Annotated in this window: 11 protein-coding genes and 7 pseudogenes; 7 read left to right on the top strand and 11 right to left on the bottom strand. The window is 55.2% G+C overall.

What is annotated here, in order from left to right:
• Positions 1–831 precede the first annotated feature (831 nt).
• Together MUBE_RS08720 and MUBE_RS17870 are read left to right on the top strand one after the other, a co-directional pair.
• A pseudogene (locus MUBE_RS08720) lies at positions 832–1626 on the top strand (GntR family transcriptional regulator).
• Between the two features lie 1812 nt (positions 1627–3438).
• Positions 3439–3669 carry a hypothetical protein gene (locus MUBE_RS17870; RefSeq protein ID WP_243632952.1) on the top strand — a complete coding sequence of 77 codons (231 nt, stop codon included), beginning with the start codon at positions 3439–3441 and terminating at the stop codon, positions 3667–3669.
• 217 nt (positions 3670–3886) lie between these two features.
• Here the strand turns inward: MUBE_RS17870 and purQ are convergent, their stop codons facing one another.
• Genes purQ through MUBE_RS19000 form a run of 3 tightly spaced genes read right to left on the bottom strand, consistent with a single transcriptional unit; the run spans position 3887 to position 4935 of the window.
• On the bottom strand, positions 3887–4561 hold the full coding sequence (purQ, locus tag MUBE_RS08700) for a phosphoribosylformylglycinamidine synthase subunit PurQ (RefSeq protein WP_116540225.1): 675 nt from the start codon (positions 4559–4561) through the stop codon (positions 3887–3889).
• Positions 4561–4797, bottom strand: coding sequence for a phosphoribosylformylglycinamidine synthase subunit PurS (gene purS, locus MUBE_RS08695; protein WP_116540224.1), 237 nt, complete (start codon positions 4795–4797; stop codon positions 4561–4563). Before purS ends, purQ begins: the two co-directional genes overlap by 1 nt.
• A gap of 12 nt (positions 4798–4809) precedes the next feature.
• Positions 4810–4935 carry a hypothetical protein gene (locus MUBE_RS19000; RefSeq protein ID WP_279386701.1) on the bottom strand — a complete coding sequence of 42 codons (126 nt, stop codon included), beginning with the start codon at positions 4933–4935 and terminating at the stop codon, positions 4810–4812.
• Positions 4936–4964: 29 nt separating this feature from the next.
• Here MUBE_RS19000 and MUBE_RS08690 point away from each other — a divergent pair, with 29 nt between their 5' ends.
• A complete protein-coding gene (locus MUBE_RS08690) occupies positions 4965–5603 on the top strand; it encodes an MBL fold metallo-hydrolase (RefSeq protein ID WP_116540223.1) in 639 nt (212 codons plus the stop codon).
• A gap of 379 nt (positions 5604–5982) precedes the next feature.
• On the opposite strand, the pseudogene MUBE_RS17865 reads toward MUBE_RS08690, so the two are convergent.
• Positions 5983–6542, bottom strand: a pseudogene (locus MUBE_RS17865) (DUF2334 domain-containing protein); the annotation flags it as partial.
• A 74-nt stretch (positions 6543–6616) separates the two neighbouring features.
• Here MUBE_RS17865 and MUBE_RS08680 point away from each other — a divergent pair.
• Positions 6617–6901 (top strand): hypothetical protein, encoded by a 285-nt coding sequence (locus tag MUBE_RS08680; RefSeq protein WP_116540222.1) that lies wholly within the window; start codon positions 6617–6619, stop codon positions 6899–6901.
• Positions 6902–8543: 1642 nt separating this feature from the next.
• Here the strand turns inward: MUBE_RS08680 and MUBE_RS08660 are convergent.
• A complete protein-coding gene (locus MUBE_RS08660) occupies positions 8544–10715 on the bottom strand; it encodes a S9 family peptidase (RefSeq protein WP_116540220.1) in 2172 nt (723 codons plus the stop codon).
• Positions 10712–11605 carry a phosphoribosylaminoimidazolesuccinocarboxamide synthase gene (locus MUBE_RS08655; protein ID WP_116540219.1) on the bottom strand — a complete coding sequence of 298 codons (894 nt, stop codon included), beginning with the start codon at positions 11603–11605 and terminating at the stop codon, positions 10712–10714. Before MUBE_RS08655 ends, MUBE_RS08660 begins: the two co-directional genes overlap by 4 nt.
• Before the next feature lie 64 nt (positions 11606–11669).
• Between MUBE_RS08655 and MUBE_RS08650 the strand changes: the two genes are divergently transcribed.
• Positions 11670–12308 (top strand): hypothetical protein, encoded by a 639-nt coding sequence (locus tag MUBE_RS08650; RefSeq protein ID WP_116540218.1) that lies wholly within the window; start codon positions 11670–11672, stop codon positions 12306–12308.
• Between the two features lie 90 nt (positions 12309–12398).
• Here MUBE_RS08650 and MUBE_RS08645 read toward each other — a convergent pair.
• From MUBE_RS08645 to MUBE_RS08630, 3 genes and pseudogenes are all read right to left on the bottom strand, one after another.
• A pseudogene (locus tag MUBE_RS08645) lies at positions 12399–13622 on the bottom strand (cytochrome P450 family protein); the annotation flags it as partial.
• Positions 13619–15037 (bottom strand): adenylosuccinate lyase, encoded by a 1419-nt coding sequence (gene purB / locus MUBE_RS08640; RefSeq protein ID WP_116540217.1) that lies wholly within the window; start codon positions 15035–15037, stop codon positions 13619–13621. The gene purB and the pseudogene MUBE_RS08645, both read right to left, overlap by 4 nt.
• 1009 nt (positions 15038–16046) lie before the next feature.
• Positions 16047–16610, bottom strand: a pseudogene (locus MUBE_RS08630) (TetR/AcrR family transcriptional regulator); the annotation flags it as partial.
• A 106-nt stretch (positions 16611–16716) separates the two neighbouring features.
• On the opposite strand from MUBE_RS08630, the pseudogene MUBE_RS08625 reads away from it, so the two are divergent.
• Together MUBE_RS08625 and MUBE_RS08620 are read left to right on the top strand one after the other, a co-directional pair.
• A pseudogene (locus MUBE_RS08625) lies at positions 16717–17628 on the top strand (alpha/beta hydrolase).
• 150 nt (positions 17629–17778) lie between these two features.
• Positions 17779–19346, top strand: a pseudogene (locus MUBE_RS08620) (gamma-glutamyltransferase family protein).
• A gap of 69 nt (positions 19347–19415) precedes the next feature.
• Here the strand turns inward: MUBE_RS08620 and purD are convergent.
• Positions 19416–20684, bottom strand: coding sequence for a phosphoribosylamine--glycine ligase (gene purD, locus MUBE_RS08615; RefSeq protein WP_116540216.1), 1269 nt, complete (start codon positions 20682–20684; stop codon positions 19416–19418).
• Positions 20685–20748: 64 nt separating this feature from the next.
• Positions 20749–21057: pseudogene (locus tag MUBE_RS20235) on the bottom strand (PPE domain-containing protein); the annotation flags it as partial.
• Between the last annotated feature and the right edge of the window lie 1036 nt (positions 21058–22093).

The following is a 22093-nucleotide window of genomic DNA, read 5'->3' as shown; positions in this document are numbered from 1 at the left end:
GTCGCACACAGCGCGTATATCAGCCCGTACAACATTACGTTTATGAACAAAATGATTTGCGATGTAGTTATTTCCGATATTGACGTAACCTTTACGATTGGCAGTCATCCTTATGACGCAGTGCACTAGCTAGTTGACCTCCACACTCAGCACACCCTTGATCACACCAGCATCGATGACATGACCACGAGGGTACACAAAATGCCAGTTGCACCGGCACATCGCTATATAGAAACGCGCGCTTGCGAAATCTCTAGGCCGCTGGTCTTGAGGGCCAAGCGAAAGAAAAACCCGGACTCCGGCGCACCTGCAAAAATCGTAATCACGCTCAGCATGTAGGGGCTAACGTGGTGAATCCGCCTGAGCAGTAATGACGCTAAGCTACGCCTAATCGAGTACGGTGCATCTGGTCACCTCGACCGGCTTGGCCAGCAATCCACTAAACTACCCTCAGTAGGGTGCTTAATGTTTTGAGGTACGATGCCCTTCGAGTGTGCCACAGCTGCGATAGCGTTCGAGCAGTGCCAAATCATCCCCGTCAACGGCCACGTAAAACACCACCCGTCTTCGGCGTGCTTTGGTCTGGCCATCCCTTCGAGGAGAGCGCGCAACGCCGTCCCGGATTCAAGCAGGAGCGTGAACCGAGCTCTGACCGCGATCGATGGCGGCATAGATGGCATCCCTGCATCGTCTGCGCATGAGTGAACCGCGAAACGAGCAGCCACCGTTGAAGTCTTATACTAAGGCCTTCAATACGTATCATGGTATTCATCAGTCTGAGGCCGCTCCACTAATGAGACCTAAGATTCTGATAGCAGACGGCAAGCAGTTATGCTTCGGATATCGCGCGTCAGCATGCCCGCAAGTACCCAGCTAGTCGAAGCGCTCAAGGCGGCAACCGTCCAACAGCGCCTACCTCCGCGGCGGGCTTCTGCCCAGCAAGCGGGAGTTGATCGAGCGGTCCGGTTTGAACCGGGTGACCGCGCGTGCGGCAATGGGACTCCTCAAACGCCAAGGATGGCTGATTCATCGACAAGGTCTGGGCATGTTCGTCGCCAACCCGATGAAACAGAAACTGGGTTCCGGTTTGCGCACGCTCCCTGAGGCGTTGTCGAACTCTGGCATTACTCTAGAGGAAGATGTGCTACCCCATCGCATAGATCAAGCGCCGCAACGGATCGACGAAAACTGTTCCTGGTCAACATCTTATGCATTCACCGGCACTATCGAGACGGAGACCAATCTCTAGCCCTGGTTACCTTCTATCTTCCGCCGGGGCTGAGTGAAGCTGTCGAGCCGTTGGTGTCGACTGCACCCGATGCGGTAACCACGAACGCGACGGAAACCAGCTACACGATGTGGGAGAAACGCCTAGGAGTCCACATTGCCCGAGCCAACCATGATATCCATGCCGCCGGCGCATCCCTGGACGGGGCCGCCGCATTGGATTTGCCGTTGGGATCACCCGTGTTGGTGCTCGAGCGCATCAGCTACACCGCTGACAACCAGCCCCTTTAGTTGGTGGAGTTCCACTACCGTTCCGAGTTTTACCGATTTTCTGTCACATTACTCCGAACAATGTACGAGCTAGGCACTGGAATTACCGAAAGGCGAGATTGCACATGAACGTTGCTGTGGACCACTATCAACGAGCCCTCACATTGAGCTCATATTGGCGCTAACAACCAATGGTCTGACGGTAAGCACCTATCCCAATATAGTTCGAGTCTAGCAAATGACGGAAATACAGATTTCATTCCGTTTGGGTGTGTGACCAGTTCCTCACGTTAAGTCCGAACGAATACGTGAAGGACACCGACATAACTGTCAACCTGGATAAAGTGAATAATCATTTACGCCCTAGTTAACTGCACCTATTAGAAAGCTAGACGACGCTGAACACACTGGCCAGCGACACCACTTGACTGTATCTCGGCACCAGCGTGCTGCGTAATTCTTACCGACCTCCTTCGATATTCGCCAAGACGGCCACTACGTTGGACGTGATTTCCAAGAGCTTGGCTAGATCTGAGATTAAGTGCCGGCTGGTTTAAGCGCGAATTCGCTACCTACAGTATTCCGTTTCCCCGGGTACACAACTGAGTTTCCACGCCCGACGAGTCGCTACAGATGATTTGGGTGGTATGAACCAGCCATACCCCACCTATATCGGTCGGTTCATACTCGTGTGCGAACCGCTGCCGGTCCAGCGGTCGCATCCTCAGTTGTAGATCGGCGAAGAAGACGACCTTTGTATCCAACACATCGCCGCCCAGTCCACACAAGGCGTGAATGTGCGATGGTAGTAGCCACAGCAAAGGTAATCCAACGTCGAAACCGTCGCACCTGAACATGCGAATCAGTCAGGCGCTACCTGGACATCCTGCGTTTGTCTATGACGATCCTGCGTTACACCCACCAAATCTGTCAAGCAGCAAGACCGAATTTATACAGAACTCTGTCTATGCTCCAAGCGGGGATAATCACCGAATCACCCAACAGTTGCGTGAAGTGCATACACGGATACCAAGACTGCGGAATCGACCATTTCCTCTGCACGATTCTGCACGTATCCTAATCCGAATCTCTAGATATCGTCAGTCGTGACATCAATTTCACGCAACAAAACAAAATGAAATCGTTCCTGACACACGACAGAGATCGCTATCTGACGCCCACCAACTATTTCGATGTCGACCATCTATTCGTTCGCACGACCACAGCAGCCTTGGTGTAGGACGCGGTGTCGGAGACCGATCGGATCAAAAGCATATACGTACGACATTCGCGACTTTCCCTACGATATCCTCACGTCATTTCGTTCCCTCACCCAGGGCATTATTGCCGGGCGAGCAACATGATCGAGCACAAGGTCATCTTTTGCAAGGGTAAAGTAACCTCGTTTGTCGCGCTGTCCCACGACGCCGGTGTTCCCGCCCACATCGCCTTCTAGACGCTGCACTCTCCCGTCCTTCCCCGGAGTTCAAGGCCCTTTGGGGAGACAAACCTAGCCGGCCGTTACCCGTGGCACTCGCTGGACGAGGTCTATCTGGGTAAGCGCTGGGTGAAGCTGTACACCACCATTGAACGCACCAACCGCCGCGTGCCTTGGCAAGCCAGACCGACAGGAATTCGACAGGATCACCGATGTCCCGACAGTCAAAGGATCGATTATATGCGAAAATGGCAGCTACACCGACTACCCCGTCGAACTGGCGCAGTGGTATGAGCAAGTCACTCAATCAGTCATAGAGGCGTTGGAGTGTAACGATAGTGGCGCGAATGTAGCCGACGACAATGCATTGTGGGCAAGCCCGCTCTTCGAATTAGTGACCCACGCTTGGGTAATGTGAGTGCACATAGACCAGCAGATTATCAACAAATTCCTCGATACCCCGCCTCGGCTCCTAAGGATCCGCCAATATAAGTATAACTCCCATGAGTGAGTCAGTGTGTGATCCGCTGTCCGCTGAGCTGATCGAGCACTACCTACGCACCCGCGGGCGGCGGTATTTTCGCGACCAGCACGATGGCGAATTCTTCATTGTCGCCAATGCCTATCCCTGGCGACTGCATATGCACCTCGGGATCTCTCGCTGGCACAGCGACATATTCACAATTCGGGTTTCCCGGCATGTGTCTTTCCCACCGCCAATGGCATCCGACTAACGCAGTTCGCCGATATGTGAAATCAACACAACCGCGAAGTCACCGCAATCGCGTGCAGTTCCCAGCGGATCCGAGATCACATCCGGTTCGAGGACTTCGCTTCCTTCCCCAATAGCACCTTGGCGGCCACAATCGATTTCTTCACTGTGTTGACGACGGTTGCCGAGTTACCGCGCGACGACGCAGCCGCCGCTCCGTGACGCCGGCTGATTTTAACTCACGCAGCCAGCACGGCATCCAAGACTGAATAGAATAGGCCGAGCCCGTCATCGGAGGGGCCGGTCAGCGCTTCGATAGCGTGCTCAGGATGCGGCATCAATCCGACAACCCGGCCACTGGCTGAACTAACGCCGGCGATGTCGCGCAGCGACCCGTTGATGTTGTTGTGGTATCGGAACACCACCTGGCCCTCGCCGTCTAGCTCGTCAAGCACCTTCTCAGATGCCACGTAGCGTCCTTCGCCGGACTTCAGCGGCACCAGCAGATCAGCGTCGGACTTGAAACGTGATGTCCACGCCGTCGAGTTCGACGTCACCCGCATCCACACATCACGACAGATGAAATGCAAACCCACGTTGCGCGTAAGAGCTCCCGGCAGCAGGCCCGTCTCACAGAGCACCTGAAAACCATTACAGATTCCTAATACCGGCATGCCGTGCCGCGCGGCAGTGATAACCTCAGTCATTACCGGGGCAAATCTAGCGATCGCACCGGCCCGCAGGTAATCACCGTAGGAAAACCCGCCGGGTATCACCACGGCGTCGACACCCTTGAGGTCGGCGTCGGCATGCCACAGGCCGACCGGCTCGGCGCCGACATGACATGCCGCGCGTGCGGCATCCACGTCGTCAAGTGTCCCCGGAAAAGTGATCACACCGATCCGCACGGTCACTACGACTCCCGGGCTATCGTCCAGTCTTCAATCACGGTGTTCGTAAACAACGACTCCGCGATCTCGGCGAGCTCGGAGTCATCAACTGTATCATCGACTTCTAGCTCAAACCTCTTTCCCTGACGGACATCTGAGATACCAGTATGGCCGAGCCGCCCCAGTGCACCGACAATAGCTTGACCCTGCGGGTCGAGAATTTTCGCTTTAGGCATCACATGCACGACCACTCGGGCCACGGACGCTCCTCTTCAGATCAAATCAATCGACGCCAACTCTACCGGCAAACCGTACGGCGCTACCTGCGTGGGTAGCACCGCTACACCCGCCGGCGTTACGCCACCAATCACCAGGATCACGACCAAGATCACCCGCATCGCCACCATCCATAGGCAAAATCGTTGACATGCAACTAACGCATTTCGGCCATTCCTGCTTGCTCGCCGAGTTCGACCACACAACCGTCCTCTTTGATCCCGGCACGTTCTCGCACGGTTTCGAGGGAATAACCGGGTTGTCCGTGATCCTGATTACCCATCAACATCCCGACCACATCGACGTCACCCGGCTGCCATCGCTGCTCGAAGCCAACCCGGATGCGCTGCTGTACGCAGACCCGCAGACCAGCAGGCAGCTAGGTGCACCGTGTCAGACAATGCACGTCAGCGACAAACTGTCGATTGGCGAACTAACCGTCCGGGCTGTCGGCGGACAGCACGCGGTTATCCATCCGGAAGTTCCAGTAATAGAAAACCTCTCGTATCTTATCGGCGACAGCGACCACCCTGCCAGGTTGATGCATCCCGGTGACGCACTGTTCGTTCCTGACGAACCGGTGGACATATTAGCCAATCCGACAGCGGCCCCGTGGATGAAAATTGCCGAAGCGATCGACTATCTGCGGGCGGTGGCACCGGCACGCGCAGTGCCCATCCATCAGGGAATCATCACTCCCGATGCGAGAGACATTTACTATAGCCGGTTTGCCGAGATGACTAGCACCGATTTTCAGATACTGCCCGAAGAACGCGCGGTCATCCTCTAGCTGTGACTACGTGATGTCGTTGAAGGGCCCGCAACCGACGGATACCCTGGTGGCGTTATTCTGGACTGTCGACGAAGAACGAGTCGCCAAGTGAGCAAATACCTAACCATCCATATCGGCACTGTTATCCTAGCCGAAGATGAGCACCCGTAGCCCGCAATTCACCAGTTCTCAGACGGTTGCCAGGTCAGCGAGTCCGACACCGACAACAATGACGTTAACTGTCAACCTTGCCGACTTAGCTGAAAAATCACTAATATCGGTACAGGGTAGCGGCCCTTCTATCAAGCGGCGTCGAGGACGATTTTATGTGGCTGTCATTTACACACCGTCGCCTTAAAACGGTGCATTGAAGCCAGGAGGCCGACGGCGTCCAATATAAACCGCCGCGGAGTGCGATCCACTCAGCCAACAGCACAACGACTCCTCCAGAAGCCTTCTCCGATATCCAACACGCGAGCGCAGACAGTCTTATGCCGTGCCAGGCCTGCGACACCATGAAAGATCAGCCAACAATCGGAAATGATTCCACAACAAAATCTTAACAACGCCGGAAGACACCAGTCAGCCCGGTGTCACAAATAGCCATGTACGGAAACCGAAGTGCTCTAGCACCCGGTAAGCAGTTATCAACCGCAGGTTAATCCCATGCGCATGTAGCACTGCGAACTCGCCACGCCGCTTCTTGATGGCCGCATCGTCATAACCGTGCAGCACGATAACGTCGCCACCGGACCGTGGGGCAGTCAACCACTCGACGGTGTGCGGATCTCAGGCTAACCGGTAGGCACCGCTGAGTCGGGGAGCAACCAGCAACAACACCAAGCTGGCATCTATCTACGTGCAGAATGTGTCGACGTCGGCCAAGGCGCGATCCCCAAGACCGACATGATCAGTTTTCCGGACACACCCCTGACACGCCGAGACGGTGAAGCACACCTAGAAAGCAAGTATACATCCAACTCTGTTACAGCACCGAGGTATCGTTTCGGCACAAGGACGCTTAGCCGAGCATGGATATCGGCACTAACGGACAACCAGATTCACGGCTGGTCAGCAAGTGCCTACCAGCGTCGGTACTGACAACCGGTACCGATATACCCGGCAATGCCATGCACGAAACACATCCCGCATCGACCGACACTCCGCAATCCACCACTACGCAAGTGGTGGGGGCCGGCGGCGGCCACTATCCAGACAATCAGGATGCCGGGCTCCTCCAAATCTCGGACATCTGTGTGCTGCCCTCAGACATGGTGATGCTGAGCATCAGCGTCGCGCAACGCGCTTTATTATAGTCCATTCCGATCTTACCCAAGCCATCGTCGCATGGGCCATGGCCGGCTACATGGCTAACGATGCCACTTGCCGAACGCTTCATGGCCAAAATGGAGACCAGACAAGAGCGTGTTGTTAGATCTCACGCTGATACTTTGGAAGTTTAGGCACATTCACCTTCGGTGTCGCAAGGAAGACTAACTATACTCCTACACTGCTGGTCGAGCAGACACTAATAAACATGGGCTGCGCTATGATGCCACTACCCGGGTCGTCTGTCCAGGAGCTCACGCCACACCAGATCGCCCACAGCACGACGCTGATTAGCGTCACCAAGCAAGTGAGCGGCTCGATAGGAACCGCGTTGATATCGGTAGCGCTGACTAATCAGTTCAACTGAATCGAAAACCTCACAGCAGAAAATAATCTCAAGATCGCTGAACACAATAGCGCCAGATGCAGGGTTCCGATTAACTCCCATCAGCAATTCCAGGACAGACTCTCACATTCGATTTCTCGAGCATTGTACTGCAACACCTGTAACACGCCTACGCCTCAATGTTGGCTCTAGTGATCGCGTTGGTACCGTCCACCATCATTACAGCTACGTTTCTTATGAATGAAGTCCCCTAACCAAACACTAACGCCTACCGATTAATTCTGCTTACTCTTCGCATAACATCGTCGCGATCAGCGTGACGGCGTCCATCGGATCCATCCATCTTACTTGAGTATTTATTGTTGCTTTTAGTCACAACATCGAAAAACCTTGTACCAGAGATCAAGAAGCTAGCTGAACGTCAGCGGTATCAGCGTATGCGTTGCAGTCCCGCAGCATCGCTACTCAGTGAGACAGTCCGGCTCCGTCAGCAGTTTCGGAGACAAGTTCGTCGCTTAAGACATCGAGTAGGGATCTGTTGAACATCACCGGGTAGTGGCCAGAATACTCGATAGCAAACCGCACATGAGCCTCGGCAATATCGACCAACTGTAGTCTATCAGCTACGAACGTCTTGACGAGTAGCTGAAATCCCTGCGTCGCGAGTGCGGTGAAGAGACCTCAACGATCGGTGAAATGATGCGCAGGCTCAACATATGACACGCCTGCATCCCGGACTAATTCACGCAACGAGACCGATAGGCACCATACTTTGCCGCCAGGGCGGTTTCGGTCAGAAAAACAGCTCGGAAATCGCCATCACGATAGACCGAACTGTTAATATAATTATAGTATAGCGCGTGAATTTGATAGTGACTAGATAGATGTGAGTTGAATGATGAGATGGCTCCATTGGTCACCCTGCTAGTGGGCAACATTGCCATCAGAACCGCCGGCTGGCTAGGCGTGGATGTTTGTCAACAACTGGACAGCGGCGCTGACCGTGGGTTTGGTAGCTATGTTTTTGCTAATTGGAATGGCGCACTTCGCATAACCGATGCAAACACGGTCTGATCGCGATCGTGCCGCCCGCGTTGCCCGTATCCTGTTCTGCTGATCGACATCACCGAGGTGCTCGAACTACTGGGCGCTACCGGCTTGTTACTTCCTGTTACCTGGATAGCGTCGGCCGTGTGCTTGCTGGTGCTGATATTGGCCATGTTTCCGGCCAAACGCCTACGCCGCATGAATGTCTGATCCACCTAAGTAAGATAGCAACGCGGCTACTTCTGTGCACCGTCACCGAAGTCGTATACTTCGCTGCTACGGTAGCGGTTGCTGTCGGCGGTAGCTAGCAGCCATGAATATTGAAACGCAGTTTCCTGCCACGCCTTGTAGCGTCCGCTAACACCAGCGTGTCCCGCAACCATCTGGGTTTTCAACAACACCGGATTTCCTTTGCTCTTCGTGTGCCGCAGCGCCGCAATCCACTTCGCTGATTCCACGTAGTAGACCCTGGTGTCGTGTAGTGACGCCATAGCCAAGATAGCAGGGTACTGTTTAGCTTCGACGTTCTCATAAGGCGAATAAGATTTGATATATGAATAGACATCGCTGTCACTCAGTGGATTTCCCCATTCATCCCACTCCGTCACGGTCAGCGGCAGCGAAGGATCAAGAATCGTGGTCAGTGGATCGACGAAAGGCACTTGTGCGATGATTCCGGCGAAAAGATCCGGTGCTATATTGGCCACCACTCCCATCAACAAACCGCCAGCGCTGCCGCCCAATGCTACTAACTCTTGCGGTCGAGTCTGTCCAGATTCCACCAGATATGTTGCCACCGCTACAAAGTCGGTGAACGTATTCTTCTTCTCCAAGAGCTTGCCATGCTCGTACCACAGCCGTCCCATTTCACCGCCACCCCGAACATGGGCTATGGCAAAAATCATTCCCCGATCCAGCAACGACAGCCGCGGTATAGAAAAGCACGGATCCGTGCAAATCTCATATGCACCGTAGCCGTAAAGTAGTGCTGGAGAAGGGAACTGGATGTCAGCACGATGAACGATCGATACCGGAATCCGGGTACCATCATCCGCCTGTGCCCATTCGCGTCGCTCAACATAGTCCTCATGCCGGTAGCCGCCAAGAACAGGCTGCTCACGTAGCAATGTTCGCTCACCCGTAACCCAATCCATATCATAGACACGCACCGGCATTACAAACGATCCTGCTCGTATCCGTAGTTTGGGTGAAAGCCAGTTCGGATTGTCTCCCAGGCTGACCCACATCAGCTCAGAGTCGATCGAAACCTCATGGGGTTCCCCGTAGTTCCCATCAGAGTTTACAGGCCACAACTGAATTCGGGGCAACGCCTCACGCCGATAACTGACCACTAGATGGCCGGCAAAGGCATCGGCACCGTACAGTCGAACATCGTCGCGATGCGGGATCAGGGTGTGCTGCTGTTTTGGATCGCTAACCGGGACCTCTACCAGCGTGAAGTTCACCGCACCGTCATTATGCAAAATCAAAAACCGGTCTTGTCCCCCGACGAGACTGCTAGGGGCATGCTCCACCGAATACTCGATGCCATCACGCCGCGGTAGCACAACGGTGAACTGCGCGTCCGGATTAGTCGAATCCGCGTAGCGCCACTCGGATGTGATGGCCGACCCGGCTGCTATAAATACGTAAGCCTCACTTCGGCTGAGTCCCACCGCGAGCCAGAACCGCTCATCAGCCTCGTGATAAACTTGCTCCGACCGTTCGCCAAAGCCAAGCCTATACCGCCACACTGTATCAGGACGCTGGGCCTCACCCAAGGTCAGGTAGTATACAGTGCGGTTGTCAGCAGCCCAAATCGCTCCGGCGCCAATATCTGCGATCTCGTCAGGGTACTGCTCTCCAGTGCGTAGATCTTTGAATCGCAGCGTATATCGCTCGTCTCCAACAAAATCCACAGAATACGCTAGTAGATTGGAATCCAGGCTGACTACGAAGGTACCCAGCGCAAAGAAGTCGTGACCCTCAGCCTCGATATTTGAATCGAGCAAAACCTGTTCGCCGGGTATTTCGGTATTCTCATCTAGAGCTGGCGGAGTCCAGCCATCGGGATCGGTCACCGGGCAGCGGCACTGTACACGATACTGCTTACCCTCGAAGGTGCGTGCGTAGTACCACCAGTTGGCTTGGCGAATTGGCACCGACAAGTCGGTTTCTTTAGTACGTGCCTTTATCTCATTGAAAATACTCTGCTGCAACGGCTTAAGGTGAGCAGTCATCTGATCAACATAGTCGTTTTCAGCCTCGAGGTAGGCGACAACTTCAGGATTATTCTTGTCACGCAACCATTCGTATGGGTCGAAAAAAACGTCGCCGTGATGCTCACGACGAGTTTCCATACGCTTGGCAATCGGCGGTATGGGTATGCCCATAGAAGTCTTTTTCATGCTCTTGAACCGATCCAATTGTCGAAGTTCATACCTGAAATCCGTTCATAGATATTGATATAGCGTCGGCGGGTAGCATCGATAACATCATTCGGGAGTGGCGGCGGAGGCAATGCGCCAGCACGGTCCCAGCACGACTCAGCGCTAGTGAGCCAGTTGCGGACGAACTGCTTGTCGAAACTGGTCTGGACCAGACCGACCCGATAGTCTTCAGCCGACCAGTATCGCGAGGAGTCCGGCGTAAAGATCTCATCGGCCAGTAGGAGATTACCATCCCGATCGATACCAAATTCAAACTTGGTGTCAGCGATGATGATTCCATGCTTGAGTGCGTGATCAGCGACCCGAAGGTAAATCTGCAACGTGCGGTCACGCAGCTGGCTAGCCCGCACCACGTTCACCATCTCGATCATCTGAGCAAAAGAAATATTCTCGTCGTGATATCCCAGAGTAGCTTTCGTTGCCGGGGTAAACAGTGGAGCAACGAACCTGCTGGCCTCGACCAGCCCCGGTGGCAACGGGATGCCGCACACCTTCCCGGTCGTCTGATAATCTAATAGCCCAGAGCCGGTCAGGTAACCGCGAGCTACACATTCCACTGGCAACATGTCCAACTGCCGAACCACCAGAGCGCGGCCAAGCACCTCCTCGGGGATGCGTGGGTCGTCGGGCGGCCCGGCTAGGTGGTTGGGGGTGTCTACGAAGCTGAAAAAAAACACGCTCATCGCGGTCAGGATACGACCCTTGTCCGGAATCGTGCTGTCCAGAACGTAGTCGAACGCCGATATCCGATCCGACGCAACCATTAAGAGGTGCTGGTCGTCGATGCGGTACATCTCGCGGACCTTACCGCTGGTCAGATGTCGGTAGTCAGACAATACGGGGCGCATCAGACTAGCTTATCCGGCACCCCGAAACGGGCTTTCAGATCGGTTCTGTGCTGGGATCGGAGCTATGACTTCGCGTTTTGTGCCTTACGCTACTACCCCCGGCCGGCTGACGGCCCAGCTGCTCAGCGACATCACCGTCGTCGTATGGACAGCGATCTGGACTCTAGTCAGTGCAGCGGTGTACAACGCCATCTCGGCAATCGCCGATGCTGGCGCGCAAGTCGAGAGCGGCGCGCACGGGATCGCCGGCAATCTGGCATCAGCAAGTCATGGCATGCAACTCATCCCGGTTCTGGGCAATGCTGTGAGCAAACCCCTGACGTTGGCCAGTACGGCCGCGCTCAACATCGCAGATGCCGTGCATAGCCTAGATACCACAGCGAGCTGGCTCGCCGTGTTGCTCGCGCTGGCGGTCACCACGTTGCCGATCTTAGCAGCGGTGGTGCCGTGGCTGTGCCTGCGGCTCCGGTTTTTCCGGCACAAATGGACAGTGACCGCCCTGGCCGCGACCCCAGCCGGAGAACAACTTCTAGCGCTACGCGCATTGACGCGTCGGTCGCCAAGCAAGCTAGCCGCCGTAAGCGTGGATCCTGTCGGCGGGTGGCGCCGTGAAGACCCCGGCACCATCCGCGGTCTGGCGGCACTCGAACTGCGATCGGCCGGTACCACACTATCACTCACTAACTGGACTCAGCCACAATAAATTGATCAGCCTACGCCACAACTGCAGCAACCTGGCGGCGGCCACAATAGAACCACGCCACCAACTCGACATCGGCAAACTTGATCGCCACTGCCCCTCAAGCAGTTCCACAACCAAGTTCCGGATACCAATATGTCAGCTGCTTGTGCGTCCATTCGACCGACCGTACAACCCGCACCGTGTAGAAGCACGATAGCAGCTCCGTCGAACAGCACCCAACAGTTTCAACCGGACCAGATTGGTGTCCAGGCAATAGTGCACACCCTGGCTGAAGACCAAGTGCGGATTAGGTTTCTGGTCAATGTCTAACGCATCGGCATGATCAAACACACTGTCATTACGGCTAGCAGAACCCTCTCAGATCTGTTATTTTCTGTTCGGCCTTGATCAACTGTCGGCCCAGTGTGACGTCGCACGCAGATGTGTTTCGCTTGGAGAGCGACGTCTATCGCGCTATCTCCTCGATCGTCGCCGGCAACATACCCAGACACTTACGTAGCGAATGTACTTGCTCGGGGTAGTCGGCCAGCAATCCCCCCGCGATCGCGTTACGCATCGTTTTGCCACCGGCGCTAAACAACAGGCTCAAGAACAAATACAGCCCGAGATCCGACTAGGCCGGCATCACTGGGTCACGTAACGTCACGTTCACGACTACCAACAACACGTCATCAGTCAGCTAAGTACGCTTCGACGCGATCAACTCCTGGCCGTAGACGTACATCCGCAACCAGGACTCCACGTCACTTTCCGAGACAGATATCCGTAACAGAGACGCCTTGCGCGAGCCGCCGAAGTGAAACTGAGAATCGATCACCTCGAAAAATCAGTGTTGTTCAAAATCTCCCTATTCCCAGCAGAATACAGATCATCTGCATTGGCAGTTCGGTGGCAATGGCAACCAGAAAGTCGAACAATTCACCGGGCACTACTATGTCCAGTAGCCGGGACTCACAGACCTGCAGATCACCCTCGACACGGCGGATCATCGGCGGTGTCAGCCCAGAGCTCACAAGTAACCGAATTTTCGAACGCCACGAGACATCCATCATATTGAGCACCTGGCCCGCAATCGTCAGATCTTTCAACAGCTTCCCGCCAAACGTTCACTGACCACAAGCCACCAACGAAAGTATCACCGGGTCCTTTAGCGCCACAAGCTTTTCCGCATAGGTATTGTCGTTGTCGGTCGGCTCGTACCACGTAAACCAGCGCTGCTCGCCGATGAATAGCAAACAGCTCATGCGGGAAACCATGCGCAAAGTTATCCAAATCGGTGAAGTCGATCCCCGGAAGCATACCGGTTAGCGTCACAGGATCGCTCCTGGCGTGTACTTGGCCGCGTCCGGGTAGCGGTCCACCAGTTTGTCGACCATCGCGGCCACCTCGTCGACTTGGTCTGCCGCGGCCCCGGTGAACGCCTTCTTATCGGCCAGTGCGGCGTCTAGTGCCGCTCGGTCCAGCGGCAACCGTGTATCGGCAGCCAACCGGTCCAGCAAGTCGGGGTCGGCACCGCGCTCTCGCATAGCCAGCACCGTGGCCATCGAGTGTTCCCGGATCACATGGTGAGCGGCCTCGCGACCCATACCAGCGCGCACAGCCGCGACCAATACCTTGGTGGTGGCCAGGAACGGCAAATAGCGGTCCAGCTCACGACTGATCACCGTCGGGTAGGCGTCGAACTCGTCAAGCACCGTCAAAAATGTCTCCATCTGCCCGTCTACAGCAAAGAAGCTGTCCGGCAACGCAACTCGACGTACTACTGAGCAGAAGACATCGCCCTCACTCCACTGTGCACCGGCTAGTTCGGCTGCCATTGCAGCGTAGCCGCGCAACACCACTTGCAGCCCGTTGACCCGTTCACAGCTTCGGGTGTTTATCTTGTGCGGCATCGCCGACGAGCCAACTTGTCCCGGCGTGAAGCCCTCGGTGACGAGTTCATGCCCGGCCATCAACCGAATGGTGTGCGCTAACGAGGAAGGTCCGGCTCCAAGCTGCACCAACGCTGAGATCACATCGTGGTCGAGCGAACGTGGATATATTTGCCCAACACTGGTGAAAACAGTTGTGAAACCCAGAAATTCAGCTATTTTTCGCTCGAGTTCGGCAAGTGCCGCAGTGTCACCGCCAAGCAAGTCGAGCATGTCTTGCCCGGTACCCATCGGACCTTTGATCCCGCGCAGTGGGTAACGGTCGATCAACTCGCGCAGTCTAGTCAACGCGATCAGCGTTTCCTGCGCCGCGGACGCAAAGCGCTTACCCAATGTCGTGAACTGCGCAGCGACGTTATGGCTGCGTCCGACCATCACTAGGTCGCGATAAGCCACCGCGCGTTCGGCCAGCCGCGCCACTACGGCCACACCGCGGCAAAAGACCAATTCCAACGACCGCCGGACCTGTAGCTGCTCAACGTTCTCGGTCAGGTCACGGCTGGTCATCCCCTGATGTACCTGCTCATGACCGGCCAGTGCATTGAATTCCTCGATACGGGCCTTGACGTCGTGACGCAGCACACGTTCGCGAGCAGCGATCGAAGTCAAATCCACCTGACTGAGCACCCGCTCGTAGTCGGCGATCGCTTCAACTGGTACCGGAACACCCAGTTCCGCCTGCGCTCGTAGCACTGCCAGCCACAACTGCCGCTCTGCGATGACCTTGGCTTTCGGCGACCAGATCGCAACTAACTCAACGCTGGCATATCGGCCAGCCAAAACGTTCGGAATACTCACAAAAGCACAGCTTACGGTCGAGGTTCGCGCTACATAGCGGGAGCAGCATCCACGCAAGATCACCATACCTTCTAGACCTACTGTACTTTGCGAGCGCGGACCTCACCTGTGCAGATCACAGCCTAACCTGTGTCGCGATACTCGATCGCGACAGTTGTTTGGTGCATATCGGCGCAGTCCGCAACAACTCCGAGGTACTGGCCGCCTTATAGCCCTACGTAACTGTCGATTGCTTGGTCGTTTTCAACGCGTCGCTGGTAGGTAACCAACCAAACCAACCAGTAATCAGCGGAGACCGCACCCAACCGTGACTGCCACTGGTTCGACGCCGGCGCGCACCCTGCTAACAGCCGCAAACCCGAGTTCGCTGATTTACCACACGAGGTGAGGCCGACTCAAGCCCTGGACCTTGACATGAACCCTTGGTCACCTGCTGTGCGGCGCACAACCGAAGCCGACTCCTATCCGACAACAGTGGCATTGTTCCAGCTACCATGCACATTAAAATGCAAGCCTAAACCCGATCGCAGCCTGTACCAGCTCGAGTCGGAGTTGTTGATGATGGACAGCATCGAAGACCTTGGCCACGCAGTAGTGCCATTGTGCATTGCCGGTCATCGAGCTGGTTACGACACATTAGGTCAAGCTGAGCCGGCAGGTGGCGAGCGCGTAGCGCAAGAGCGAGCTGCGCCGCGCCAAGAATCTGATGGACATCGTCGTTTGCACCTACGTGACGCTATATTACCCACACAGTGTGACGATCTACGCTACGGCGACTTCGCTACCGACTACATCGTGACGCCTTCGCTGCTCGTAGACTTTGCTCCTGTAAACTGACCTTGGTGGTGAGCAGCTCGTCCGGCAGATCTTGCTGATCGACCCCGCTTTCTACTTGTCCCACAATTGCTTTAGCTTCCGCTACGATGCTTTGACAATAAATGCCCACGGTCCGAATACAATTCGGGGAACCAGCTGGATCAGATGCTTGCCAGTTTGCTGGTCGATGGGTTGCGAGCATGCCGATAAGGTCGGTCACAGTAACCAGCGCAACAGCACGCGGATCCTGCCCTTCCATCAGCGCCGAGACCACCGCACCATCGACCGCGCAGATTAGTGCGCACACTAGCCCGATAGGCCCGGAACAGTTCGATCGCTCGATAGTTCCGGCCACAACTTCGGCGCGCTACCACGGGTTACGGCACACGGCTTCCCACAACGCAGGTAGATAAACAATACTCGCAGGTAGATAAACAATACTGCGAATTCCATCACGAGATCAGTTGCTCGGCAAGCCTCGAATCCGACGCTTCCCCCATCAGCCAGATCAACCAATACCTCAGCGGTAGTCTCAGTCTCCTGACGCCGTGACAAGGCACTGACCTGGGCACGCAGCTAGGCAATCTCGATCATCCCGATATGTTGTTCAACCGTTCGCGCAATCAAAATCGTCGAGAGACAAGAATATAGTCTAAGTCATCGACATCAACGCCAGGCCAGTCCGTCGCGCGACCGCTCGGTGTCACACCACTTCGAACCCGCTCTCGCCGAGTAGCTCAGCAGCAACGCTAACCAGCGCATACCGTCACCGTTCTCCTTTTGGAGCAACTGCTGCCATCATGGCTACCGACGCTGCTAGTCAGCGCCACATTGCATTGCCATTTTAGTCAAACACCCATGGCATGATAGCCCGCATGACCAATTTGAGCCGCTGCGCCGTACTCGGTCTGAGTGCCAACATGGCCGCCGGGGCTATCGGCTCAATACACACTTGACATAATTGTTCCAGCCCCGAACATCACAAGCAATGCTGGTATCAGCAGCGGGCACCCAGGTGCCAATGGCGCCGGCCCCACCACTCGGGATGACCACACACACCCACTATAGTAACTAGCTTGTTCGCGTCGTCAGCATGTGAAGGGGGTAACGACCAGCTAGACGATCGCCCGCCCGACCGGCCAGGCCACAACGTTGCGACCAATGATCACACTACACAACTTGGGCTACAACGTGCCCAGCGTGATAGCTGGCGACGTCGAGCAGGGCTTGGCGCAAGCCGTCGACGCGACGTTACCACCGTTTGTGGTGTTCTCTGTCGACGGAGGTGGCAACTAGTGGCACAAAAGAGCTTCTGCTTCTGGCGAGGACTGCAGAGCCATGGTGCCGAACGAGCTCATCCCACTGCTGGAAACGCAGCATCTCGATACCTCCCAGGTAAGCTTTTTTAGACTGGTCGATGGGCGACTACGGGATACTGCTGCTCGGCAACCGACTGGTACCCGCACGTACCGCGACGATCTGCGCGGTGAGCCCAGCACTGTGGCTGTCCCCCGGAGCAGCCGCATCCGGTTCATTCGACGGGGCCAACGATTGGTTGGCGAACTCTGTGTTCAGACTGCCCTCACTGACGTACATCCCGATCCGAGTCGATTGCGACGGCAACTATCTATATTTACCCGGCAACCAAACAGTTCACAGTTCAATTGCCCGACCCGCCTGGCTGCGATTTCTCGCTCGGCTGGCATAATGGGGATTTCTGGAGCTCGCAGCTGCCGACTGAACTGACCTGGCTAACACCGCTGTTGAAGGCTTAAGGCACTGTCGCGGCTGTACCTTCAACACTGCGGCGGAGTTAGTGTGCCATTTGGGAAGTTGATATCACCCGCAATCTCAACTTACCAGCCAGACGAGCCTCTCTTTTCAGGACACCTGGTGTTTGGGACGCTATAAACAAGCATACAGCGATGAGCACGCCCTTCAGCTGGGCCTTTCCGGACGCCTTGCCGCGAAACCCGAACTCTTAGAGATAAGCGTTGTTTGCACGTCTCAACCACTAGCCGCCCAAGCAAATCTTCGGATGCTCGCCGAGGGCGGCAGCACTGTCGATGCAACCGCCGCCACTGCTATCACCCTAACCTGTGGTGTAACCGACGTTTAATGGCATCGGCTCTGACGCCTTCGCCATCGTTTGGGAAGGCCAAATCACTGCATGAACTCAACGCGTCGGGTCGCTCGCCTGTGGCATGGACGCTAGCGCATTTCGGCAACAACGGCGTTCACGAGCTCGGCTAGAATTCGGCTATAGCGCCTAGAGCCATGTCAGCGTGGGTTGATGTGCACACCAAGTTTAGCAAGCTGCCGTTTGAGAAACTTTTTGAAGCATCGATCTATCACAGCCGCAACAGTTTTCTGGCCTCGTCAACGATCCTGGAGCAGCGGGCAGCACAGGGGCCACTGTTAGTGGCCCAGCCAAGATTCGCTGAAGCGTTCCTGCCGGCTGGGCAGGTGTCGAAGTCCAGCAAGCTGTTCTCTTTCCCCCCGCAAGCAGGCCACCCTCAAGCTGATCACCATAGCTAACGGTGAAGCGTTCTAACGCGGAGAACCAGTGGACAAGCCAGAAGCGCATACAACGGCCAATCGCGGCGTCATACGTGCCAGTGACCTTGCCGCTCATCGCTCCTACTCGGTTGACACACCAAGCCAAATTTAGCACGGATACACTATCCACGAAATACCAGATCATGGCATTGATCACACTGGGAATCTTGGAATACTTCGATATATCTTCGTGTCCAGCTGATTCAGCGTGCATCTGCATATCGAAACAGTCAAACAGACTTTCGCTCACGCACAGGCCTATATCGTCTATATCAACCACATGTCTCTTCGCCCGGAACACCTGCTGAACAATGAGTATCTGAAACAGCGTGCGACACTGATCGACCGCAAGCAAGCGAAACCAGCATCCGCCGGCACTCCGAATATAGGGTACCGCATATCTGACCAACGCCGACTCAGCCGGAATAATGGTGTCAATGATCCAGTCGAACTACATGGGCTTTGGCTCCGGTGTGGTGGTACCAGGAACTGAAATTTCATTGCACAATCGTAGTTCTAATTTTGTTGTTAATAAAGGACATCCGAACCACCTTGGGCCTAGCAAACATTCTTCCTACACAATCATCCCGGACTTTGTGAGCAAAGACGGCTTGCCGGTAATGAGCTTCGAGGTGATGGGCGGCACGATACAACCTAAAGGTCACGCGCAAGGCCTAGTGCGCATAGCCGAACAAGGCCAAAATCCTCAGAAAGCCTGCGAAAAACAAGACTACTCTAGATACCTGTCCTCCAGATCAGTTGCGAGCAAGGTTTTCCGCAGGCAACACTGGATGAGTTCTGGCGGCGTGGACATGATACAGTGGCCGCGGGTAGCTATTCTATGTTCAGCAGCTGTCAGGCGATTTGGCGCTTCGAATACGGTTACCGAGCAGCCACCAACCCCCGCCGGGGTGGCCAAGCCGCAGCTTTCTAGGTTTTTCCCGTTATTCCATCGAAAAAATTTCAGTGCAATATTTTTCGCTTCTTCTCTCAAGTCTAACTACTAGATAAGGATCTTTCCCTCTGCCGCCGACAGACCGATGTCCTTGCGGAAATGGCTACCAAGCAACCGAATTGAGCTAACGATACGGTACGCGTGTGCACGCGCCGCGGACAAGTCATTCCCGGTCGCCACCACCGATAGCACCCGACCACCCGACGAAACAATCGTGCCATCATCGCGTCGAGTGGTTCCTGCGTGCAATACCCCCTCAGCTTCAGAGCCGAAGACGACATCTCCGACTCGGGGACGTCCAGGATAGTTTTCGGCCGCCAACACCACAGTAACGGAAGCTCCTGAACGCCAACGTAACTCACCGAAGTCGGCTAACGTACCAATGCATGCCGAGTAGAGGAGTTGCCCAAGTGGTGAATCCAGCAGGGCTAGCACGGCTTGAGTTTCCGGATCGCCAAAGCGGCAGTTGAATTCAACGACCGCTGGCCCGCTGGCAGTTATAACGATACCAGTATACAGTAGTCCGCAGAATGGATTTCCACGCTGAACAAGTTCGTCCACAACAGGTTCGACTATACGGGTGACCGCCTGTTGAAAAACTTCGTCGGAAAGCCATGGCAGTGGCGCATAGGCGCCCATACCACCAGTGTTAGGTCCGGTGTCGCCTTCACCCACCCGCTTGAAGTCTTGAGCCGGCAGCAGTGGCACCACAGTTCGACCGTCAACAACACAGAATAGTGATACTTCGGGACCGTCAAGATAGGACTCCAACAGGACAGGGTGTCCGGCTTCCAGCAATACCGCAGCGTGGGTGCGTGCAACATCGCGATCCGGTGTCACCACCACGCCCTTGCCGGCCGCTAGGCAATCGTCTTTCACCACCCAGGCTGGATCGCCAACGGGTGGTCCAAACCGGCCTAAAGCTACATCCAAATGCGCTGGATTGTCGATGATTTCACTTCGGGCAGTGTGCACACCAGTCGCTGCCATGATCTCCTTGGCGAAGGCTTTTGAGCCTTCGATGCGAGCCGCTTCCTTACTAGGCCCGAAGCAGATGAAACCCGCAGCACGCACCACGTCGGCCACTCCAAGCACCAGTGGTACTTCGGGACCGATGATCACCATGTCCGCTCGGACATCGCGAGCCAGAGCAACGATCTCTTCTCCGGAGCTAATGTCGACATCGTGTTGCTCGGCTAGCCGGGCGGTGCCAGCATTGCCGGGAGCAATGATTAACCCCGTGACCTGGGGGTCTCTGCTAAACGCCAGCAACAGTGCATGTTCACGGGCACCAGAGCCGATCACCAGGATGCGCACGACACGTCAGATTAGCTGGCAATCACCCGACCTCCGCACCGGGGGCCACTCAACAAACCCGGCCTCATAGACGATCGAGGACGGCACCCACGAAGACAAGTGTGACAACACATGTCCATGCTCCTGGTATTAGGAATCCATCACACTGGCATCCTGGTTCCAGTACTTCATAGCTATTGCTGCTCAAGGCCGCGATCTGCACAGTGTGTTGCCCGACTTGGTTGGTCGTGGCCAGCTTGCCCCACTCAGCACAGTTATCAACGGTATCCTGCGGGAACAACATCATCTGACGCACACAGTGATAAGCGGCCGCAACACACATGACCGCGCTGGCGATTTTAGCAATCTGCACAGTACAGTCAAACAACCACTCCTGAAACGACGTCGCCTACTCGACCATCTGCTTCGCCGACTGATCTGACTGCCCTTGTCGCAGCCTTTCGAGTGTTTACTCAAACGATGCGCGCACGCTTCGCATGCTACGCACCATGCCTTCCCATTTCGCGACAGCAGCAACAGTGAGTCATCACCTGGTACGACATGTACATGCTTGTAGTTGACTGCAGATCGTAGATTTCTGAAACCCATCTCTTTGTTCGTTGTTCCTTCAGCTTGTAACAACCTTTCCATCGACGTCAACTGATATCATTTCGACCAAATCAGTCTAAGGATTGCGATGTCAGAACCGCCGCATAAGGAATAGGCAACGACTGTCGCTACTCCAGTTATGCGACGAGCAGGCAAGAGTAACTACACACACCATTACATTCCACGGTGATGAGACCACCTGTATTTAAGTCGACCGAATGTTATGCACACTTCATTGAGGATGATCGGCGGCTCGAGCCGTGCATAAGTACCGCAGCCAAGATCAGTACTTCTCCGAACTGCTTTGTAGCATGCTTGTAATACAGCACGCTAATTATGACTTGCGCTGTCGAACCGGCGACCTTGGCATGCTCGGTAGTCGACTGTATGGCGCAGCGCGCTAGTCCGTTAGCCTTCGCAATGTACCTACACGAGGTGTGCAACCCGTATGAACCAGTTCATCGGTTCCGGTCAGTAACGCCACAGCACGTACCCGAGATGGGTGTTAAAGACAAAACAGCTACTGTCCTGCCAACCTACCGTCGCGCTATTCGTCACGTGGCCAACATGGTTTACTGCGGCCTTGTTGCTGGCTCACGAAACTCCTGCTTCAGCCTTAAGTCACACAAGTGGGTACACTCAATCAGGGTTTCCTACATACGTTCCGGCACCGCAAACTCAAAAAGACTGCAACACTTGGCCGCACTCAACGCTAAATCCATGGTCCAGTCCAGGGATGTGGTGTATGAGGTCATCGCATGATTCTTCGACTTCGTGGTTCAGGCGGTTAGTGCGGCCGGAGCAATCTTCTGTTTTGTCGC

The organism is Mycobacterium uberis (genome assembly GCF_003408705.1).
GTDB classification, from domain to species: domain Bacteria; phylum Actinomycetota; class Actinomycetes; order Mycobacteriales; family Mycobacteriaceae; genus Mycobacterium; species Mycobacterium uberis.
Note: the sequence above shows the minus strand (reverse complement) of the source record. Positions and strands in the feature narration are given on the sequence as shown.

Bases quoted from the DNA above. Each gene is read 5' to 3' on its own strand.
- MUBE_RS08680 (WP_116540222.1), top strand. From the start codon at position 6,617: ATGGATATCGGCACTAACGGACAACCAGATTCACGGCTGGTCAGCAAG.
- MUBE_RS08690 (WP_116540223.1), top strand. From the start codon at position 4,965: ATGCAACTAACGCATTTCGGCCATTCCTGCTTGCTCGCCGAGTTCGAC.
- MUBE_RS08650 (WP_116540218.1), top strand. From the start codon at position 11,670: ATGACTTCGCGTTTTGTGCCTTACGCTACTACCCCCGGCCGGCTGACG.
- MUBE_RS08655 (WP_116540219.1), bottom strand. From the start codon at position 11,605: ATGCGCCCCGTATTGTCTGACTACCGACATCTGACCAGCGGTAAGGTC.
- MUBE_RS19000 (WP_279386701.1), bottom strand. From the start codon at position 4,935: ATGCGGGTGATCTTGGTCGTGATCCTGGTGATTGGTGGCGTAACGCCG.
- MUBE_RS08660 (WP_116540220.1), bottom strand. From the start codon at position 10,715: ATGAAAAAGACTTCTATGGGCATACCCATACCGCCGATTGCCAAGCGT.
- MUBE_RS17870 (WP_243632952.1), top strand. From the start codon at position 3,439: ATGAGTGAGTCAGTGTGTGATCCGCTGTCCGCTGAGCTGATCGAGCAC.